Source organism: Pseudomonas sp. S2_B10, from assembly GCF_054668425.1.
Genome location: NZ_CP162768.1, coordinates 121,046 through 141,083, shown reverse-complemented (window position 1 = coordinate 141,083; position 20,038 = coordinate 121,046). Strand labels below are relative to the sequence as shown.

General features: G+C 58.9%; 13 protein-coding genes, 1 tRNA gene and 1 pseudogene. 2 read left to right on the top strand and 13 right to left on the bottom strand.

Features of this window, described 5'->3' with window-relative positions:
• Positions 1 to 96, top strand: a tRNA-Sec gene (locus tag AB4O45_RS00615).
• A gap of 334 nt (positions 97 to 430) precedes the next feature.
• Here AB4O45_RS00615 and AB4O45_RS00610 read toward each other — a convergent pair.
• From AB4O45_RS00610 to AB4O45_RS00550, 13 genes and pseudogenes are all read right to left on the bottom strand, one after another.
• Positions 431 to 789: pseudogene (locus tag AB4O45_RS00610) on the bottom strand (DUF6124 family protein).
• A gap of 508 nt (positions 790 to 1,297) precedes the next feature.
• Complete coding sequence (locus AB4O45_RS00605) at positions 1,298 to 1,900, bottom strand: hypothetical protein (protein ID WP_460160925.1); 603 nt, start codon at positions 1,898 to 1,900, stop codon at positions 1,298 to 1,300.
• Positions 1,875 to 3,638, bottom strand: a complete 1,764-nt coding sequence (locus tag AB4O45_RS00600) for a hypothetical protein (protein WP_460160924.1) — start codon at positions 3,636 to 3,638, stop codon at positions 1,875 to 1,877. The genes AB4O45_RS00605 and AB4O45_RS00600 overlap by 26 nt, the downstream gene beginning before the upstream one ends.
• A 399-nt stretch (positions 3,639 to 4,037) precedes the next feature.
• Positions 4,038 to 4,499 carry a hypothetical protein gene (locus AB4O45_RS00595; RefSeq protein WP_460160923.1) on the bottom strand — a complete coding sequence of 154 codons (462 nt, stop codon included), beginning with the start codon at positions 4,497 to 4,499 and terminating at the stop codon, positions 4,038 to 4,040.
• A gap of 83 nt (positions 4,500 to 4,582) precedes the next feature.
• Entirely contained in the window at positions 4,583 to 6,100 is a 1,518-nt protein-coding gene (locus AB4O45_RS00590) for a hypothetical protein (RefSeq protein WP_460160922.1), read from the bottom strand.
• Between the two features lie 838 nt (positions 6,101 to 6,938).
• The gene (locus tag AB4O45_RS00585) at positions 6,939 to 7,298 is read right to left on the bottom strand and encodes a DUF6124 family protein (protein ID WP_073476221.1); all 360 of its coding nucleotides are present in this window, start codon (positions 7,296 to 7,298) and stop codon (positions 6,939 to 6,941) included.
• A 423-nt stretch (positions 7,299 to 7,721) separates the two neighbouring features.
• Positions 7,722 to 9,017 (bottom strand): OprD family porin, encoded by a 1,296-nt coding sequence (locus AB4O45_RS00580; RefSeq protein ID WP_460160921.1) that lies wholly within the window; start codon positions 9,015 to 9,017, stop codon positions 7,722 to 7,724.
• A gap of 200 nt (positions 9,018 to 9,217) precedes the next feature.
• Positions 9,218 to 10,921 (bottom strand): amidase, encoded by a 1,704-nt coding sequence (locus AB4O45_RS00575; protein WP_460160920.1) that lies wholly within the window; start codon positions 10,919 to 10,921, stop codon positions 9,218 to 9,220.
• Between the two features lie 165 nt (positions 10,922 to 11,086).
• Positions 11,087 to 12,592 carry a glycine betaine/L-proline transporter ProP gene (gene proP, locus AB4O45_RS00570; RefSeq protein ID WP_041480305.1) on the bottom strand — a complete coding sequence of 502 codons (1,506 nt, stop codon included), beginning with the start codon at positions 12,590 to 12,592 and terminating at the stop codon, positions 11,087 to 11,089.
• 382 nt (positions 12,593 to 12,974) lie between these two features.
• The gene (locus tag AB4O45_RS00565) at positions 12,975 to 14,273 is read right to left on the bottom strand and encodes a carbohydrate porin (protein WP_457263079.1); all 1,299 of its coding nucleotides are present in this window, start codon (positions 14,271 to 14,273) and stop codon (positions 12,975 to 12,977) included.
• 97 nt (positions 14,274 to 14,370) lie between these two features.
• Complete coding sequence (locus tag AB4O45_RS00560; RefSeq protein WP_252867653.1) at positions 14,371 to 16,776, bottom strand: glucose/quinate/shikimate family membrane-bound PQQ-dependent dehydrogenase; 2,406 nt, start codon at positions 16,774 to 16,776, stop codon at positions 14,371 to 14,373.
• A gap of 659 nt (positions 16,777 to 17,435) precedes the next feature.
• Positions 17,436 to 18,452: an NADP-dependent oxidoreductase gene (locus tag AB4O45_RS00555; protein ID WP_460160919.1), complete on the bottom strand. Its 1,017-nt coding sequence runs from the start codon at positions 18,450 to 18,452 to the stop codon at positions 17,436 to 17,438.
• A 55-nt stretch (positions 18,453 to 18,507) separates the two neighbouring features.
• Positions 18,508 to 19,296 carry an SDR family NAD(P)-dependent oxidoreductase gene (locus AB4O45_RS00550; RefSeq protein WP_406229161.1) on the bottom strand — a complete coding sequence of 263 codons (789 nt, stop codon included), beginning with the start codon at positions 19,294 to 19,296 and terminating at the stop codon, positions 18,508 to 18,510.
• Positions 19,297 to 19,435: 139 nt separating this feature from the next.
• Here AB4O45_RS00550 and AB4O45_RS00545 point away from each other — a divergent pair, with 139 nt between their 5' ends.
• Positions 19,436 to 20,038, top strand: a complete 603-nt coding sequence (locus tag AB4O45_RS00545; protein WP_406229160.1) for a TetR/AcrR family transcriptional regulator — start codon at positions 19,436 to 19,438, stop codon at positions 20,036 to 20,038.

Sequence of the window (20,038 nt, the reverse complement as noted above, 5' to 3'; positions counted from 1 at the left end):
GGAAGACAATCGCGCCCGGTGGCGCGGCCGGGCTTCAAACCCGGTTGGGGACGGCATCCGTTCCCGGGCAGGTTCAACTCCGGCTGTCTTCCGCCAGTCTCCCAAAAGCAAAGATCGCAGCCTTCCGCAGCCCTACAAATCGATGTAGGAGCTGCCGAAGGCTGCGATCTTTTGATTCTGAATGCAGGAGAAACGTAGTCTGGCCCGTTTGGTTCGCCAGTTATTCAGAGGCAGCCGCGAACTTATGTGGGAGCGAGCCTGCTCGCGAAAACGGTATATCAGTCGACATCTCAGGGATTGACCCACCGCATTCGCGAGCAGGCTCGCTCCCACAAAGTTGGCGGCGTGAACGAAGCCATGTGATTGACAGAAAACCCTGTGTAGGCTTGCCCGCGAAGGCGCCTCACTCAGCATCCTTTAGCGAGGCCCGCTACTGTGGCAACTCCAGATTATCCAGCACCCGATTCACCGCCAACTCTCCGAGCATGATCAGCTGCGCGATCCCCATCAGCGTTCGGCGTTGCGATGGCTTGACCAGCCCGGCGAATTCCTGGGCGATGGTTTTGGCGGAGGCGAGGGTTTCACAGGCATTGGCCAGCAAGTCTTCGTTTTTGGTGTCGGCGGTGACGGCGTACATGGCGCGGGGGCTGAGGGGGGTGGGGTTGAGCCGGGAGGGCAGAGGTAGTGGTCGAGGGCGCGGTCGGCGGCTTGGTGAAGTTTTTTCGAATCGAGGGATTCGTAGGGGGAGGTGGGATCGGTTTCGGGTGGGTTGGGTGTTGGTTTGATCATGGTGAGACTCCGTGGTTGATTTAGCCGCCACGGCTCATCGCTAAACAAGTAAAGGTGGCGGCTGTACGCAGGTTAGCGATCCGGGTCACAGAAACCCCGGGTAGACCCGAAGGTCTCCCACGCACAGCCACCAAGACATCAAGTGCAGATCGAAAAATGCAATTGAGACTGGGCATTGGTGCGTCTGTAATGAGTCGGATCGCTAAACCCGATCGCTGATTCGTCAGCGACCGCACCACAATAGAACCCGCCCCCAAGGCGCACAAGCCGGCGGATTCTGGCGTAGCTGTAGGTAATGGCGCAAGGATTTGTAGCCTGGAAGGCGTGTCTGGAGGTGTCTTTTAAACAGTTTCGTTTAAATCGAAGCATTGCGCCGAAGCTGGTCGCGAAAGGACCATCCCGGCCAGTGAAAAATAACCTCGATCACGCGTGCTGTTTAAATTACTCTTATATATCTCCGTCACCTTTTCTTTGCTTTTCGTTTGCATTACTACAACGGTTTCGCACCTTAATTGCCGCTAGGAGCCGAATTATTGCTCGTCAATGTGAATGGCTGGGCATTATTTTCAATTTCGATTCGCGGTATTTTCTTTAGTCGAACATTGTCTATTTTAATGGTTGAAGGTGCCTGCAACATTATAAATATTCTTGAATGCGCTGTTGTTTGTGGTGTGCCGAGAAAAAATTTCATGAGGATATTTTTCCAGTTGTTAGTGCCAGATAATATTGGGCCCAATAAAGTTATTCTATTGGGCGCGTTCAAGTGTGGCGTCATAAAGATACTGAAGTTTATGGGATGCGAGCTCATATAGTCGAAGCTGAGAGCACATGATTCCCCGCTCTCAAGGTGGTGATATGATTTTGAAATGTATAAGGATGCGGTATTTTGGCCTGGTTGGGAGTATGCATAGTACTCATCGTTCTCTTTGACTATTGATCCTGCTCCTTGCTCAAATTGCCAGCCATTGCTCTCATAATTAGTAAAAGTAGTCAGATCATCGAGGGCTTTCTTGATCGTATACATTTTCTTCGGCAAGGATATTTGATCATCTTCAGTCCTATCAAAAGAAACCCTCACCTCAATCTCAAGTGTTGAGTCTTCTTCCCACATCAGCAACTTGTCCAATGGCACTGTATATTCCACCCAAGTCCTCCGCCGTTACCTCTTTCCCCTTATAAGCCTCTTCAACAAACCCCGTACTGCCATCACGCTTGATTTCCCTATACGTCAGCCAAATCCTTTGCCCCAAGGCAATGAATGGCCAAGCCGCCGTCCGCGTATGATCCGTCGGCAACAAATCCGCCGGATCCAGCACATCTCCCGTCACCCGATCAATCGCCGGCGTGGGCAATCCGGGGTGGCCGTCGGCAATGTCCTGCACGGTCAGTGTCAGCGGCAGGGAATCCCGTGTTTCAGATCCGGTTGTCTTGCTGTAATCCACAGTGACGTTCCTGCCGAAACTGTATGCAAGCACCTTGTTATCCAGCGCAATCTCCTGCGTCCCCAGTGCTCTGACCACGTGAGGCGGCGAGGTATCGGAGCCATCGGCGGGAACGCCCGGGGCGGCGGTCCAACGCACTTCGATGACATCATTGAGTTGAATGGAAGGATCGAAGACCAGCGCGGTCAGCGCATCTTTCGCCGCAAACGGATCCAGGCTGTTGCCTGGCGCTTGTTTGATTTTTGGCGATAGCAGATCCGGCGCCGTTTCGCCAATGATCTCGGCCTCAGCCGTTCCGGAATGACCAATGACGTTGCCCGCTGGCCGTTCCAGTTCAAACCGCACCTGCAAGCGTGCGCCGGAAGTCAGCTGATCGTTGGGTAGTTCCAGAATGCAGGGTTGCAGTACCCCGAACCTGTCGGTGATCACGCCCGGTTGAGTCGATTTCTCGGCCGCTTCGTTCAGCCGATAAAACGCCTTGACCGTGTCGCCCTTTTGAAAATGCGAGGTAGTGGGAGAAATGACGATCAATAGCGGCCGACCGTCGAGTTTTTCGAGGTCCACAAGCGCGGGATCGTCCATGTCATCGTCCGCAATTTCGCGCAAGAGTGGCTTGGGCAGAAATGTGCGCTCAAGATCAATGTTGGCAAAAATGAACTTCGACCAGCGGCTTTGGTGGGTCGGATTTTTCAGTTGATCAATCACGGTGTAGGAGAACGGGCAGTTAGTGATACTGCCGATTTCTTTCAGCCTGTCGGAATCAATCAGCACCGAGAACGGCTTGCCGGCTTCTTCCGGCGTCACCCTGTGAGTGAAACGCTGGCGATTGATCTCGTATTCCACCGCATCGTAGGCTCGGCAATAAGGGTAATCGAACGTCAGGAGTACGCCTTTCTCAGCCTGACCCTTGTCAATCACTGCCGGATTTCCAAGCTCTTCGGGCAGGCTGATCAGCAGATCCGGATGATCACCGGTCCCAGGCACATCATTGCCGCCGGGCGACGTGTCGTTGTAGAGCGCCCACGCTTCGATGGATTTGTTTTCATTGCCGGCGATGCTTTTCAGCATGTATTGGATTTTGTTGATGACCCCGTCGCGAAACTCCCTCTGGAACACGGAGAAGGTCATTCTCTCGTTGACGACTTGCTGTGGAATGCCGCTCTGCACACCGTTGATGTAGAGCCGGATGTCGACATATTGACCAACGTCCACAGGTGGATCGACCACTACCTGCACACCAGCGGCATTGACTCCATCGCGTGTGAGTTCCCTGAATATCCGCAATGGCAAGCCATACGCGTGTATGGGGGGTATGGCTGGCGGATCGCTGATCACGCCCTCGATCGCCAGGTATATTTTCACGGGATGCAGTGTCATGACGTCGTTGTCGGGTTGAGCATTGTCCATCGCACACCTTCCTGATGAGACGGCCAGGGAGGGCTGGCCGGGATGGAGATATCAGATACCGGGTGGGGGAAGTTGGCTACTGTCAGATCTGACAGTAGATGGTGGTTTCGCGACGAATGGTAGGCCGCTGCGGATGCAATGCCCTGTGGGAGCGAGCCAACTTGCGAATGCGGTTTTCAGTCGACATCTCAGTGACTGATACTCAGCCTTGGCGAGCAGGCTCGCTCCCACATTTGGAATGCGATCAAACTGTGGGAGCGAGGCAGCTCGCGAAGGGGCCGGAACGAATAGCCAATAACTCAGCCTTTCTGCATTGCTGTGATTTCTCCAGATTCAGAACTCGATTCGCTACCAACTCCCGAGCGCGTTAAATAATGTGGTCTGTATTTAGAGAACTTTCTACCGGATTCTAGAGCGGTATCCAATTGATTGATTGTTAACTGTGCCTGTCCAATTTGCACCTACTGCACTAATTCCCCCGACGTATGGCTTAGTTTGCCATTGGGCTTCTTTGGCGCTCACTCTCGCGACTGATGCATAGGGCAAACCGGTTAGATTAAAAATATATGAAGAATACCAATATTGTGTGGCCGGTCCATTTAATTTTTGAAAGCTAAAACTCGCGGCTTTGCCGGTCGGATCATCTACCCCAGGAGACAAACCGCCGGGGAATGGCCGAGCACCGATTGATGCCAACCACGACATGGCCTGTGCATGGTTACGTGGCTGCGAAGAATAGACCAGTTCATAAACATTTTCACATGTGACTTCGTAACTGGCATTTTCTCCATTCATATCACTTACATTGATACGGGCGATGCCATTTCGAATGGAGACAACTTGGCCGGTATCCTCATCCACTGAAGCAACCTCAGTGTTCGATGAGCTGTATTGATAAGGTGGTACACCGCCTTGGGCCTCGCGAATTTGCTGCGCGTTATCGTCTAAATAGGCCGTCGCATCGAAGGGGGGGCATACGGCGCGGGTGCTGGAAAGAAATGGGGACCGTCCAGCACCATCGGCGTCGTATCAATCTCCAATGCCTTGGCCACACTCACCGTATAAGTGCGCACCCGAAGCGGTACCGCTTTTGTCTTGTCCTTAACCCCATCAAGATTGACCGCACAAACCACTTTCAACTGGCTTCCATCTTTCAGTTTTTTCAACCACTCGACCTGCGCCAGTAACGAAATTCTGTCAGCCAATTCACTGCGCCCGCCTGACGAGATTTCGTTGGTTACCGGGTTCCCATCCGCGTCAACGCCTTCAAAATCAACCCAAACCGGGTGGGTTTGTTGCATCAGTGGAATTTTTTCCGAGAGCACCCGCGCATCACTCGGTAGTTCCGGAACATTGAGTTGCTGTCCGGTTTCCCCTGCAATATTCGGTGTCGGCAACCGCGGGTCATCCAACGCGATTTTATCGATGACCACCTCCAGAGGAGGGGATTCGCCGCTGGGCAAGCCATCACGAATCAATACCCACAACACCTGGATCGTTTTACCTTGATGAGCGAGAAGGAATGCCACACTGAATGTGAAATTGGCGCGTTTGTTGGTGTTGAATACCACTTGCGGAAATGGTGATCCCGGTACGCCACCGACAATTTTCAGAGTCGCCTTGTCGTTTGTCAAAGCGGCGTTGAACTCGGCTCGTACCCTCACTCCGCCTTCACTTGCCAGCACGTCGATGGGAGAGGTGGCGTTTACAAGTGTTGGTGGAACGAGAGAGATCTTGTCCAGATCCACTTCCACGAACACGGCATCGGACCAGGTTGGAGGGCCGGACGGGTTGGTCAGGTAGTCGACAACGCGATATTTGATTTCGAAGGTTTTATCGTTGCCACCCTCGATCAGCTTTTCTTTCGGGATGTCGATAACGACACTTTTTGGCACGGGAGGCAGGGGCGACGCACTGCCGGGTGTGAGTTGGTATGGGTGATGCGCGCCATTGCAAAACACAAAAATCCGGTCATACCACTGCAGGTTATCGTAGGTGACAGTCACCTTGAACTTGTCAGCTTCCGCCTGGTTGATGACCTTGTGGCTGACAGTGAGACTCAATGCCGGTGGTAAATCACCGGGCGGAGAGGTTCGATGGTAGAGCACCAGCTCAGGTGTGAGTTCATCATTCCCGGACGTGCGCTCAATGTGAATTTTGATGCGGTTAAGGCCTTTTTGCAGTAAGCCGGCAGGCAGGCGCAGAGGTGTATCGTCGCTTTCCTTGCCCTCAGCGATGGTGGTGCTAGGCCCTTTGTTGTCGTTGACCAGCAGGATGAGCTTATCGTTCTTGGTCTGATTCAAGTAAGCCAGCATGAGGACCAACAAGCCCTCGGTTTCATTGGCTTTCACAATGGTCACGCCGCCATGGACGTCTGCCATTGCAGGTTCCAGCTCAACCATTTCGGGGGCGTACGGGCGGGTCAGTGCAAAAGGTTCAACCAAGTTACGGATGCGGCTCATCGCATTCTCCTTGCGTGACATAGGATCGCTCTTGCTGCATCTAATGCGAGATGGGCCACATCGTCACCTGTCAACTCTGACAGGTATGAGTGGTTGTGCGACGGACGGTAAGGGGCTATAGGTGCGAAACTCATGTAGCTGCCTGCAAGCGAACGCATCCGTCAGTTGACAGTTCAGTGACTGAGCCAACGCTTTCGCGAGCAGGCTCGCTCCCACAGGGTTTGTGTTTCGGCATTTAGGGTTTGCGGGGGAGGTCAGTCCTGCAGTCGAGTTTGCAATTCCAGGACCTTCAACATTCTGAATTTGATTGTTTCGGCATCGAAGGTCTGAGGTTTTCCGCTGGGTTCGCCTTCTTTGAGCCCGGCGCGGATGGTTTCCAACTCAGCGTTTTGTTTTTGCTCAAGATGAGTCGAATCCTCGCTGCACTGGTTGCCATCCGCATCGCGATCCGCTTCGACCTGAGGTTTTAGCCGGCCTGCTGTTCAGTTGCGCTGCTGATTTTTCGTACGGTAGTCATGATCGGGCCTGATGATTGCGGAGCATTAACCCTCATACCTTAAATCAAAAGATCGCAGCCTTCGGCAGCTCCTACAAAACGAGGTAGGAGTTGCCGAAGGCTGCGATCTTTTGACCTTGTGTGCGTCAGACCCGCAAACGAATCTGCCACCCGAGCACATCCATCGGGTTAAATAATCCGTCCCCTTTGTGATCGCGAGCAGGCTCGCTACCACAGGTTCCTTCAGTGGTCGCAAAGTTTGCGTCCGACCAGGATCAATGTGGGAGCGAGCCTGCTCGCGAAGAGGCCGGCACGGGCATCGCATAACTCAGCCGGCCCGCATTACCCCGGCAATTCCAGATTATCCAGCACCCGATTCACCGCCAGTTCCCCGAGCATGATCAGTTGCGCAATCCCCATCAGCGTTCGGCGCTGCGATGGTTTGACCAGCCCGGCGAATTCCTGGGCGATGGTTTTGGCCGAGGCGAGGGTTTCGCAGGCATTGGCCAGCAAGTCTTCGTTTTTGGTGTCGGCGGTGACGGCGTACATGGCGCGGGGGCTGAACGGCGGTGGAGTAGAGCCGGGTGGGCAGAGGTAGTGGTCGAGGGCGCGGTCGGCGGCTTGGTGGAGTTTTTTGGAATCGAGGGATTCATAGGGGGAGGTGGGGTCGGATTCGGGTGGGTTGGGTGTTGGTTTGATCATGGTAAAGCTCCTTGAGAAATGGAGCCGTCAGCCTTCGCTGCTAAACGAAGAGGGTGGCGGCTTTACGCGGGTTAGCAGACCAGGCTCAAGGATCCCGGCGCACCGAAGTGCCCCACGCAAGCCGCCATAAATAGAGAGGCGGAGCCAGCGTACCTTGAAAATTTGCCAGGCTGCTAAACCCGATCACTGAACAGTCAGCGACCGCACCACAATAGAACCCGCCCTCAAGGCGCACAAGCCGGCGGATTCTGGCTTGGCTGTAGGCAATGGCGCAAGGATTTGTAGCCTTGAGACCGTGTCAGCAGGTGTCTTTTAAACAGCTTCGTTTAAATCGAAGAATTGCGACGGCATTGATGGCCTCTTCGCGAGCAGGCTCGCTCCCACAGTTGGAATCCCGTTTTCAGCAAGAGCTGAGTGGGTAGTTCAGAAACCCAGCGGGTACTGGATGACCACGTAAATCCGGTCAATATCATCGCCAGCCTGCGCCTCGTTGGCGCGGTGGGTGACGTGCGACAGCTGCACCGACAGATCCTTCGCGGCGCCGGATTGCACGACATATTTCAGGTCGATATCGCGTTCCCAGTGTTTACCGCCATCGCCCTGTTGCGGTTGATAGTCGCCGCTGTCGGCGTCGAACGGGTTGTAGGCGCCGCCCTTGGGCGCGTGCGTACCGTCGATGTGGCTGCCGCTGACGTAGCGGGTCATGAAGTTCAGGCCGGGGATGCCGAAAGCGCCGAGGTCGAGGTCGTAGCGGGCTTGCCAGGAGCGTTCGTTGGCGCCGTTGAAGTCGGCGTATTTGATCGAGTTGGCGAGGTAGATCGAGTCGCCGCCGACGAAATCGAACGGCGTGTCGCCATTGATCCGCTGCCAGCCGAGCATCACCGCATGCGGGCCGAAGCTGTATTTGCCGGAGAGGCTAAGGGCGGTGTTATCGATCTCGCCGGCCACTGCGCGGCCGGTGTCGCGGGTGTGGTAGAGGTTGGCGTCGAGCAGCACGCCGGACTGTTTAAAATGCAGGTTGCCGTAATACTGGTGCCAGGTGTCGCTCAGTTCTGAGGCGTAGAGTGCGCCGCCGACCGGGCTGCTGCCGAACAGGTCGGCGCCGACGAAACTGATGCCGCCTGCTTCGGTGTTGGCGCCGTAACCGTAGAAGTCGCCTTGGCCGGAAGAGCTATCCTGATTCTTGAACGCGGTGAAGTGCCCGGCGACCAGATTGACGTTGTCGAACTCGGCGCTGTTGAGCAAAAAGCCTGTGGCGTATTCCGGTTGCAGGCGTTTGTCGGAAGTGTCGAAGACCGGGGTTTCCACGGTCATTTCGCCGAAGGCCAAAGTGGTGCGCGAGACCTTGAGCTTGAACGCACCGCCAGCGCTGGAATAGTTGTTTTCACTGCGACCATCGCTGTCGACGGGCAGCAGACCAGTACCGGAGTGGCCCTTGCCGCCGTCGAGTTTCAGGCCGGCGAAAGCGTGGGCGTCGATGCCGAAACCGACTGTGCCCTCGGTGAAACCGGATGAGAAGTTGCCGATAAAGCCCTGTGCCCATTCCTGTTTGTAGTTTTTTCCGGAGGGCGTGGGCGAGCGGTAGTCGTTGCTGAGGTAGAAGTTGCGCAGCAGAACATCGCTTTTGGCGTCGTCGAAAAAGCCGCTGGCATGGGCGGTGCCGGTCAGACCGCAGAGCATGGCAAGCAGGGTGAGGCGGGAGGGCGCGCGGTTGATCATGGTCAGGGCCGGTGGTCATCAGGATGGCGCTGATGATCGAAGATCGGGAACAAAGAGGATTGGGTTGATGTGCTGAGTTGGCAGCTTTCACCACAAAACCTGTGGGAGTCGGGGGTAGTCAATTAGAACTGTGGCGGCCGTCAGGCCGCCATCGCTGGCAAGCCAGCTCCCACAGGGTTTGTGGGAGCTGACGCAGTGCATTAAGCCAGCGGCGGTGTACGCGGTGGGATCTGGCGTTTGCTGCCGGTGGATTCGAAGGCGGCGGCGAAGCGCAGCAGGTTCGAGTCGTCATAAGCGCGGCCGGCGAAGGTCAGGCCGACGGGCATGCCGATGTCGGCCATCACGCCCATGGGCACGGTGACGGTCGGAACGCCGAGGTGGCGGATCGCGAGGTTGCCGTTGGCCACCCAGACGCCGTTGCTCCAGGCGATGTCGGCCGAAGCAGGATTGACATCCGCGTCGGCCGGGCCGACGTCAGCGACGGTCGGGAACAGCACGGCGTCGAGGCCGAGGTTGTCCATCCAGTCTTCAAGGTCGATACGCCGGGTCTGCTCCAGACCGCGCAGGCCGTCAGGCACGGTAGGAATCTCATTCCACGGCGTGATGCCACGCTCGGCCATGCGCACGTATTCGTCCATGCCGGCGGCCAGATCGCCTTCGCGGTTGGGCAGGGTGCCCGGGTCGTGCGGGAAGATCTTCGGCCCGTCGACATCGACCAGACGATTAAGCTTCGGGTCGCCATTGGCTTGCAGGAAGTCGTCGAACGCCCAGGCAGTCAGATCCCACAGTTCATGGTGGAGGAATTCTTTCGACACCAGCCCACGGGTAAACACGGTTGGCGCGCCAGGGCGGTCGCCTTCGCAGTTGGAGACCAGCGGGAAGTCGGTTTCGATGACTTCGGCGCCAGCGGCCTCAAGGGCCTGACGTGCCTGCTGCCACAAGTCGATCACGGACGCGCGGGTGTTGATGCGCTGGCCGGTCGAGCCGCCTATGCCGGGGGCTTCGCTGGTGCCGGCGTCGGGGTCGGCGTTGATGTACATGCGCGGGATGGCGAAGCGTTTGCCGGCCAGGGCTTTGGCATCGGCGGCCAGTTCACTGTACGCAGCCGGGCGTACTTCGCTGACGCGCGGGATCGGCACCCACGGTTGCAGGCGCCAGAGGTCGCCACGGGTGTCCGGGTCTTCGGCGACGACCACGTCGAGCACTTCGAGCAGGTCGGCCATGGTCCGCGCGAACGGCACGACGACGTCCATGGTCGGGGTCAACGGCCAGTTGCCGCGCACCGAAATCACCCCGCGCGACGGGGTATAGGCGCACAGGCCGTTGTTCGACGCAGGGCCGCGACCGCTCGACCAGGTTTCCTCGGCCAGACCGAACGCAGCAAAACTCGCAGCGGTGGCGGTGCCGGCACCGTTGGACGAGCCGGAGGCGAACGGGGCGGTGAGGTAAGCGGCGTTGTACGGACTTTCGGCGCGGCCATAGACGCCGCGTTGCATGCCGCCGTTGGCCATCGGCGGCATGTTGGTCTTGCCCAGGCAGATCGCCCCGGCAGCGCGCAGGCGTTCGATGGTGAAGGCGTCGCGATGGGCGACCAGATCGGCAAATGCCGGACTGCCGGAAGCGGCGGTCAGGCCCTTGACCAGATAACTGTCTTTGGCGGTGTAGGGGATGCCATCGAGCGGGCCAAGGGTTTCACCGTTGGCGCGGCGGGCGTCGGAGGCGCGGGCCTCGTTCAGCGCTTCAGGGTTGCGCACGACGACGGCGTTGAGTGCCGTCGGGGTGTCGGTGCCATCGTAGGCATCAATGCGCGCCAGATAGGCCTGCACCAGCTCCACGGCAGTGGTCTGGCCGGATTCAAGGGCGGCGCGCAGTTGGGCAATGGAGACTTCGGTGACTTCGATCATGGGGTCACCTGTTGAGCGTGGTTGTTTGGGGCAGGAGTATTCATAGCGGTTCTCGTTGCACGGCTTTAAGCGACAAGGTCAAGACTGGCGCCTATTTAACACCAAGCCGCGCTTCGAGTAATCGGCGGGGTGATGGCCCCGCCGATTTTTTCTGCGTCTAGCGGATCATTCATTGATGCGCGGATGCTGCTGGACCAGCACTTTGCGCTTGGCCTCCAACTCGGCGATCTCGGCATCGATGTCTTCGATTTTCTGCTCGATGTTGTCGTGGTGTTCTTGCAACAACTCCTTGGCCTCTTCCAGGTCGGAAGCCGCCGGGGCCGCGCCGCGCAGGGGCTTGTTGGCGGTTTCCTTCATGGTCACGCCAGTGACCAGACCGACCACGGCGATGACCATCAGGTAATACGCAGGCATGTACAGATCGTTGGTGCTTTCCACCAGCCAGGCCACGGCAGTCGGGGTCAAACCGGCGATCAGCACCGAGACGTTGAAGGCACTGGCCAGCGCGCTGTAGCGGATGTGGGTGGGGAACATCGCCGGCAGGGTCGAGGCCATCACACCGATAAAGAAATTGAGCAGCACCGCGAGGATCAGCAGGCCGGAGAAGATCAGCGCGATGCTGCCGCTGTTGATCAGCATGAACGCCGGAATGGCGAAGATGAACAGGCCAATGCTGCCGACGACAATGAAGGGCTTGCGGCCGATCTTGTCGCTGATGAAACCGATCAGCGGCTGCACGAAGAGCATGCCGACCATGATCGCGATGATGATCAGTACACCGTGGTTTTCGCTGTAGTGCAGGTTGTGCGTCAGGTAACTTGGCATGTAGGTGAGCAGCATGTAATAGGTGACGTTGGTCGCCGCCACCACGCCGATGCAGGTCATCAGGCTGCGCCAGTGTTTGGTCGCGACTTCCTTGAACGACACTTTCGGGCCACCGGCTAGGCCTTCGCGGTCGCCTTGTTCGAGTTTTTCCACGTGCTGCTGGAATGCCGGGGTCTCTTCCAGGGCGTGGCGCAGATACAGGCCGATCATGCCCAGCGGCAGGGCGAGGAAGAACGGAATCCGCCAGCCCCATTCTTCGAAGCGCTGTTCACCGAGGATGGTTGAAATCAGCACCACCACGCCGGCACCGAAGACGAAACCGGCGATCGAGCCGAAATCCAGCCAGCTGCCGAGGAAGCCGCGTTTGCGGTCCGGCGCGTATTCAGCGACGAAGATCGAGGCGCCGGTGTATTCGCCACCGACCGAGAAACCCTGCGCCATTTTCGCCAGCAACAGCAGGATCGGCGCCCAGATGCCGATCGAGGCATAGGACGGAATCAGGCCGATGGCGAAGGTGCTCAGGGACATGATGACGATGGTCGCGGCGAGGACTTTCTGCCGTCCGTACTTGTCGCCGAGCGCACCGAAGAACAAACCGCCCAGTGGACGGATCAGGAACGGCACGGAGAAGGTCGCCAGCGCGGCGATCATTTGCACGCCGGGATCGGCGCCGGGGAAGAAGACCTTGCCGAGCACATAGGCGACAAAGCCGTAGACGCCAAAGTCGAACCATTCCATGGCGTTGCCCAGTGCGGCGGCGGTAATCGCCTTGCGCATCTTGGCGTCGTCGACAATGGTGATGTCTTTCAAACCGATCGGTTTGACGGTGTTCTTGCGTGATTTCATTGCGCTGTTCCCGCTCGCTGATCCAGATTACCGCTGCGATGCCATCTCCATGATGGCGCCGGCTCTTCTGGCTCAGATACATGCGGACACGAAATAATTCACCGATGGGCTGGAATTAATTTCGACAGGTGGGGCTGGTGGTCGGTGCTCTGAAGGGCTTGGTTGGAGCATTCAAGATAGCGGTTGTCTGAACCAATGCCATCGCGAGCAGGCTCACTCCTACAGTTTCGCGCGGCGAATCACAATTCCCTGATCCAACACAAATCCCCTGTGGGAGCGAGCCTGCTCGCGAAGGCGGCGACACATTCAACATCGCAGTCGCCTGACCCGGCGCTTTCGCGAGCAGGCTCGCTCCCACAGTGGTTTTGTGTTTCGCAGGGACTTATAGCGCAGCCTTCACCTGCAAACCCACCACCAAAGCATTGTCGATGTCCTGCCCGGAAAACGCGCCCGGTTCGATGATGTATTGCAGGTTCGGGCGCAGCGTCAGCCACGGGGTGGCCTGGTAGCCGTAGCCCAACTCGATCAATTGTTCGGCGCTATCGAGATTCGGAAACGCAGCACCATTGGCCAGCGCGGCATCCTGTTGCACATCGCGGCTGCGCGGGTTCGGCACGGCGCGGCCATAGCCCAGGGCCACGGTGTCACGCGGGCGGCCTTCGAACGGTTTGTACAAAACCACGCCGGTGCCGTACCACTTGCTGAACGGCGAGGCGGCTTCACTGGCCGCCGAATACTGACCGAACGCATGCAGGCTGCGGCCCTCGGAGGTCGGCGAACGCCATACGGCCTGATCGATCAACAAATAATGTCCGCCACGACCGGACACTTCATCGTCGCTGCCAATGCGTTTGACGTCAGAGCTGTCGTAGTAATAGCCGAGCTTGTACTCACCCGGCAGCTCGCCGGCGTGCTTGTACACCAGCTCGATCGGCACGACGGTGCCGGTGGTGTGCTTCGGCCCCAGATGCCAGGCGCGGCTGGAATTGCCGTTGCTTTCTGGATCGACGTTGAACGCTGCCACACGCAGCTGCCAGGACGGCGACAGGTCGTATTTGACCCGCACGCCCAGACGCGCGTTGGGGTAGTTGGTCCAGCCGCTGCCGCCGGACATGTTCAGCGGGTGACCGCAGAAACCGGCGTTCATGAAGTTGCACAGAATGCCGCTATCCAGACCGCCGAGGTCGTTGCCCATGGCCATGTAGCCGAGCTTCACGTTCAGCGCCGGGGTGAACAGGCTGCGCTCGTAACTCAGTTCCGTCAGGCGCGTGTACAGGCCGCCGTAGTTTTCCTGAATCGGCAGGCGGTTGCCGACCAGATCTTCCGAAGCGCTGTTACCGCGCCGGTCGTTGATGGTCAGTTGCACTTTGCCGGCGTTGTCGACGCCGTAGAGTTTGCTCAGATCAAACTGCACGCCGAGTTTGATGTTCTGCGAGTAGCGCGCCGAACGGTGCAGGCCGCCGTCGGCGTTGTAGGCGGTTTCGCCGCTGTAATCGCCAGTGAACTTGATGCCGTCTTCATCGAGTTGATGACGCAAGCCGCCCCAGTCACCGGTCAGGGTGCTGCGGGTCAGCAGATCGGAGTCGCTGGCGGCCAGCGCGGGTAGGGCAGTGGTGCAGCTCAGACCCAGCAACAGGCCAGTGGAAAGCTTGGTACGAGAAAAGCGAACAGCCGATGACATGTGAATCCTTCCTGCTGAAATCTTTAACGCAATAAAACGGCGACGCGGTGCTTTGGGGCACCGCGCGCTTGGAGGAGGTTGGTTGTGCGGCAGCGAGTTACGGCAGGGCGTAAGCCATCACGTAATCGCCACGATCGGTCGACTGGCGTGCGCCGCCAGCAGTGACGACGATGTACTGCTTGCCGGTTTTCGGCGAAACGTACGTCATCGGGCCGCCCTGACTGCCGACCGGCAGACGGGCTTTCCAGACTTCTTCGCCGTTGCCGCTGTTGAAGGCGCGCAGGTAGAAGTCCTGGGTGCCGGCAATGAAGATCAGGCCGCCCTGGGTCGACAGGGTGCCGCCGAGGGTGGGGAGACCGATCTTGATCGGCAAGTGCATGCGGATGCCCAGGGGACCGGTATCTTCAACGGTGCCGACCGGAACCTGCCACGCGACTTTCTGGGTCTTCATGTCGATCGCGGTCAAAGTGCCGAACGGCGGCGCCTGGCACGGAATGCCGGCCACCGACAGGAAGCGGTTCTTGTTCACCGCGTACGGCGTGCCTTTGAGCGGAACAGCGCCCATGCCGGTGTTCAGCGCTTCGCCACCGCCAGCGGCCTGGCCTTTGTTCTGCGACGGGATCATCTGGATCCACAGACCCAGGCGCATGTCGTTGACGAAGATGAAACCGTGCACCGGGTCAGTGGAGATGCTGCCCCAGTTCATGCCACCCAGCGAACCCGGGAAGCTCAGCGATTTGTCGGTACCCGGCGCTGTGTACAGGCCGTCGTAGCGCATGCTCTTGAAGTCGATGCGGCAGAGCAACTGGTCGTACGGCGTGGCGCCCCACATGTCCGATTCGGTCAGGTGCTGCGCGCCGATCTGCGGCATGCCCACGGATTTCGGCTGGGTCGGCGAGTACGGCTCGTTAGGGATGTTCGCGGCTTTCACCGGTACTTCCTTGACCTCGGTCAGCGGCTTGCCAGTGGCGCGGTCGAGCACATAGATCTGCCCGGCCTTGGTGCCGATGACCAGCGCCGGAACGCTTTGGCCGTCCTTGTCGAAGTCGATCAGGCTCGGCTGCATCGGCAGGTCGAAGTCCCACAGATCGTTGTGCACGGTCTGGAACACCCAGCGTTCTTCACCGGTGCTGGCGTCCAGCGCGAGGATCGAGGCGCCGTACTTGTGGTCCAGTTCGCTGCGCTCGACACCATAGATGTCGGTGGACGAGCTGCCCATCGGCAGGAACACCGTGTTGGTAGCCGCGTCGTAGGACATCGGCGCCCAGCTGTTCGGCGTGCTGCGCACGTAGGTTTTGCCGTCGGCCGGCGCGTTGCGGTCCTGCGGGTTGCCCGGGTCGAACGCCCAGCGCATGGCGCCGGTGATCACGTCAAAACCGCGAATCACACCGCCGGGCATGTCGCTCTGCACGTTGTCGGCAACACGACCGCCAACCACTACGGTGGTGCCAGCCATCAATGGCGCGGACGACAACTGATAGTAGCTGTCCGGAACATCACCCAGACCGGCCTTCAGATCGACCTGGCCGTTGTTGCCGAAACCCTGGCAGAACTCGCCAGTGTCAGCGTCGACCGCGATCAGGCGAGCATCGATGGTATTGGTCAGCAGACGACGCTGGCAGTTGGCAGCCGGCGCCGGTTTGGCTTCGATGATCGAAGAGTTGCTCGGCTGAGCGATGGTCGCGGTGGCGTCGAAATAGGCCATGCCACGGCAGCGCTGCCAGACTTTCGATTGCGCGTTGATCGCGTTCTTCCAAAGCTCTTTACCGGTGTCGGCATCGAGGGCGATCAGGTTGTTGTGCGGGGTGCAGATGAATACTTTGTTGCCGACCTGCAGCGGGGTGAGCTGGTCTTCGGCGCCGTTGCCATCGCTCTCGGCGACGTCCCCGGTGTGGTAGGTCCACGCGACTTTCAACTTGTCGACGTTGTTGCGGTTGATCTGGTCGAGCGCGGCGAAGCGGCTGCCACCTTCGGTGTTGCCGTAATGCGCCCAGTCTTTCTGCGCCTTGGCCGGCTCGACCGGAGTCAGGCCCGGGCCAGTGCCAGTGGCGGCAACGGTTGGGTGGGCGACGAACATGTTGCCCGCCGCAACGGCCACACCGACCGCCAGCACAGCGGCCACGGCATACGCACCACGACCGGCCACGCGGCCATTGGCGCGCGCCAGCAGCGGGTAGACCAGCGCGACGACCATACCGATGACGCTGAACATGAACAGCCGCGAGAACACCGGCCAGAACACCAGCCCGGCGTCAGCCACGGCCCAGATCGCGGTGGCCACGAGAAACGCGGCGAACAGCCAGGCGCCTGCAGTTTTCTTCAGTGCGATCAGCACACCGGAAACGGTCATCGCCAGACCGCCGACCAGGAAGTACCAGGAACCGCCCAGGCTGACCAGCTTCACACCGCCGACCGCGAGCGCCAGACCGAGCAGGGCGATGATCACGCCAAGGCCGACCAGAATGAACGTTGAAACGCCTGAGACGCGTTGACTGTGGTTCACATTGAAAGTCCCGTTTGAATGAAGCGCGGGATTATAGCGGTAACTAACCATTCAGTTAACCGCAGTTTTGCCATGAAACCGTGCACTTCTGTGAATCAAGCGTGGTGCAGGATTAGCAAAACGCAAGTTGAGAGGGGTTTCTCGAGGTTTCAGCAGGAGGGGCGGATTGAGCGTGGTATTGCAATGCACATGCTTGGACACCGCGCTGGATTCACCCCTCACCCCAGCCCTCTCCCCGAGGAGAGGGAGCCGATTTGTGGGCTTTTTGAGACCTGTGTTCGCCTCGGTATCTCAGGTCGGTGTAACTCGCGCATTCAACTCGGTCAGTCCTCTCTCCCTCTGGGAGAGGGAGCTGATTTGTGGGCTTTTTGAGACCTGTGATCGCCTCGGTATCTCAGATCGGTGTAACTCGCGCATTCAACTCGGTCAGTCCTCTCTCCCTCTGGCAGAGGGAGCCGATTCGTGGGCTTTTTGAGACCTGTGTTCGCCTCGGTATCTCAGGTCGGTGTAACTCGCGCATTCAACTCGGTCAGTCCTCTCTCCCTCTGGGGGAGGGAGCCGATTTGTGGGCTTTTTGAGACCTGTGTTCGCCTCGGTATTTCAGGTCGGCGTTACTCGCGCATTCAGCTCGGTCAGTTCCCTCTCCCTCTGGGAGAGGGCTAGGGTGAGGGGCTTTTGAGGTTGGCCGCGATGGCAACCTTGCCCTTGGCCCGGCCTTGTTCAACGTAGTGCAAGGCGTCAGCTATCTGATCGAACGGAAAAGTACGATCGATCACCGGTTTGATCACCCCGGCCTCAATCAACGCAGTGATTTTCTGCAACTGGATGCCGTCGGCACGCATGAACAGAAAAGAATAACCCACCCCGTGTTTGCGTGCTTTACGGCGAATACCACTGCTGAGCAGGCGCATCAGCACCCCGAGCAGCCACGACAAACCCTGCTCCTGAGCGAACTGCGCAGTCGGCGGCCCTGACAGGGAAATCAGTTGCCCGCCCGGTTTCAACACCCTCAACGATTTTTCCAGCACATCGCCGCCGAGGCTGTTGAGCACCACGTCGTAGTCGCGCAGCTCATTGGCGAAATCCTGCTGTTTGTAATCAATCACCAGATCAGCGCCCAGCGCCTTGACCCACGCGACATTCGCCGTGCTGGTCGTAGTCGCAACAAAAGCGCCGAGGTGTTTGGCCAGTTGAATGGCGACCGTGCCAACGCCACCGGAGCCGGCGTGAATCAGTACCTTCTGGCCTTTTTGCACGTTGGCGACTTCGACCAGTGCCTGCCACGCCGTCAACGCCACCAGCGGCATGCAAGCCGCCTCGGTCATGGCGAGATTGGCGGGTTTCAACGCGACCGCTGTTTCATCGACAGCGATGCGTTCGGCAAACGTGCCAATCCTGTTATCAGGCACACGCGCATAAACCTCATCGCCCGGCTTGAAACGCTTGACCGCCGCACCGGTGCTGAGCACCACACCGGCGACATCGTTGCCCAATATCAAAGGCATTTGATAGGGCAGGATCATCTTGAATTCGCCGCTGCGAATCTTCAGATCCAGCGGGTTGACGCTACTCGCGCGCACTTCGATCAGCACGTCGTGAGCGCCAACCAGCGGTTCGGGCAGGTCGCCAATCCGGCCGTTCTGCTTGCCGTAGCGCTCGATGAAAAATGCCTTCATTGCGGATGCTCTTGTCGGTAGAAACCCGCCGGCATAGCGGCGGGTTTGAATGAGGTCAGGCTTGCGTCAGATAACGTTGCGCAACAGCCGACTGGCGGATCTGCCCCAACAGGCCCTGCCGCGCGGTTTGCAGGGCGTCCCAGCGCTCGCCTTCGTGCAGCGGCGGGATGGTCACGACTTCGCGACGGTCGAAGCCGACCAGCGCGGCGTCGACCATGTCGCCGACTTCCATGATGTCGGTGAGGGTGTTGATGTCGATACCGGCGCGGTCCCAGATTTCCGTGCGGGTGGCGGCGGGCAGGACCGCTTGCACATACACGCCTTGTGGCGACAGTTCCAGGCTCAGGCCTTGAGAGAGGAACAGCACGAACGCCTTGGTCGCGCCATACACCGACATGCCGAACTCCGGCGCCAGGCCCACCACCGAGCCGATGTTGATGATCGCGCCGTCGCCGGCCTTGGCCAGGCGCGGGGCAATCGCGCTGGCCAGCCGCACCAGCGCGGTGGTGTTGAGGGCGACCAGTTGCGCCACGCTGTCGGTGCTCTGCTCGATGAAGGTACCGGACTGCGCGGCGCCGGCATTGTTGACGAGGATACCGATGCGCGAGTCGTCACGCAGACGCGCCTCGACGGTTTGCAGGTCGCTCAGTTGCGTCAGGTCGGCGTGTAGCACTTCGACATTGACGTTGTGTTCAGCGCGCAAACCGGCAGCAAGGGTGTCCAGACGCGACTGGTCACGGGCGACCAGCACCAGATCGTGCCCGCGTTGGGCGAAACGTGCGGCGTAGACAGCGCCGATGCCGGTGGAGGCGCCAGTAATCAGAACAGTAGGGCGAGTAGTCATGGTGTGGGCTCTTTGTCAGTTGAAGACTGATTGCGGGCCTTTAGGATGATGATCCAAATCTAAACTGTCAACGGTTTTGATTATGGCCAACATCTATGTATCATCGGCCGATGAATTTTCAGCGCTGGAGGTAGACAACATGCGCGTATCCAAGGCTCAGGCTCAGGCCAATCGCGAGCACATTGTCGAAACGGCATCAGTGATGTTCCGCGAACGCGGTTATGACGGGGTCGGCGTGGCTGACCTGATGGCGGCCGCCGGTTTTACTCACGGCGGTTTCTACAAACACTTCGGCTCCAAGGCCGACCTGATGGCCGAAGCCTCGGCCAACAGCCTGGCGCAGTCCACGGCCGCCGCCGAAAGCATGAGCGTGCAGGATTTCATCGACGTGTACGTGTCGCGCGAGCATCGCGACGGCCGCTCCACCGGTTGCACCATGGCAGCGCTGTGCGGCGATGCGGCGCGGCAGTCCGGGGACGTGAAAGCGGCGTTCGCTGAAGGCATCGAGCGCACGTTGCAGACGCTCGGCGAGAAATACCCGACGGCAGCGGATGCACCGCAAGGTGGGGGCCGGACCCGGATGATCGACCTGCTGGCCCGCGCCGTCGGGGCGATCATGCTGTCGCGGGCCTGCCCGGATGACTCGGCGCTGGCCGATGAGATTCTGGCTGTGTGTCACGCTTCGATGACTGAGTCGCTGCCCGCGATCGAAACTGCGCAAGAAGCCACGCAGGACAGCTGA

What these genes read in the sequence shown, in the direction of transcription:
- AB4O45_RS00590 (WP_460160922.1), bottom strand. Translation starts at nt 6,100, where the DNA reads ATGAGCCGCATCCGTAACTTGGTTGAACCTTTTGCACTGACCCGCCCG.
- AB4O45_RS00605 (WP_460160925.1), bottom strand. Translation starts at nt 1,900, where the DNA reads ATGTGGGAAGAAGACTCAACACTTGAGATTGAGGTGAGGGTTTCTTTT.
- AB4O45_RS00550 (WP_406229161.1), bottom strand. Translation starts at nt 19,296, where the DNA reads ATGACTACTCGCCCTACTGTTCTGATTACTGGCGCCTCCACCGGCATC.
- AB4O45_RS00580 (WP_460160921.1), bottom strand. Translation starts at nt 9,017, where the DNA reads ATGATCAACCGCGCGCCCTCCCGCCTCACCCTGCTTGCCATGCTCTGC.
- AB4O45_RS00555 (WP_460160919.1), bottom strand. Translation starts at nt 18,452, where the DNA reads ATGAAGGCATTTTTCATCGAGCGCTACGGCAAGCAGAACGGCCGGATT.
- AB4O45_RS00600 (WP_460160924.1), bottom strand. Translation starts at nt 3,638, where the DNA reads ATGGACAATGCTCAACCCGACAACGACGTCATGACACTGCATCCCGTG.
- AB4O45_RS00575 (WP_460160920.1), bottom strand. Translation starts at nt 10,921, where the DNA reads ATGATCGAAGTCACCGAAGTCTCCATTGCCCAACTGCGCGCCGCCCTT.
- AB4O45_RS00585 (WP_073476221.1), bottom strand. Translation starts at nt 7,298, where the DNA reads ATGATCAAACCAACACCCAACCCACCCGAATCCGACCCCACCTCCCCC.
- AB4O45_RS00565 (WP_457263079.1), bottom strand. Translation starts at nt 14,273, where the DNA reads ATGTCATCGGCTGTTCGCTTTTCTCGTACCAAGCTTTCCACTGGCCTG.
- proP (WP_041480305.1), bottom strand. Translation starts at nt 12,592, where the DNA reads ATGAAATCACGCAAGAACACCGTCAAACCGATCGGTTTGAAAGACATC.
- AB4O45_RS00545 (WP_406229160.1), top strand. Translation starts at nt 19,436, where the DNA reads ATGCGCGTATCCAAGGCTCAGGCTCAGGCCAATCGCGAGCACATTGTC.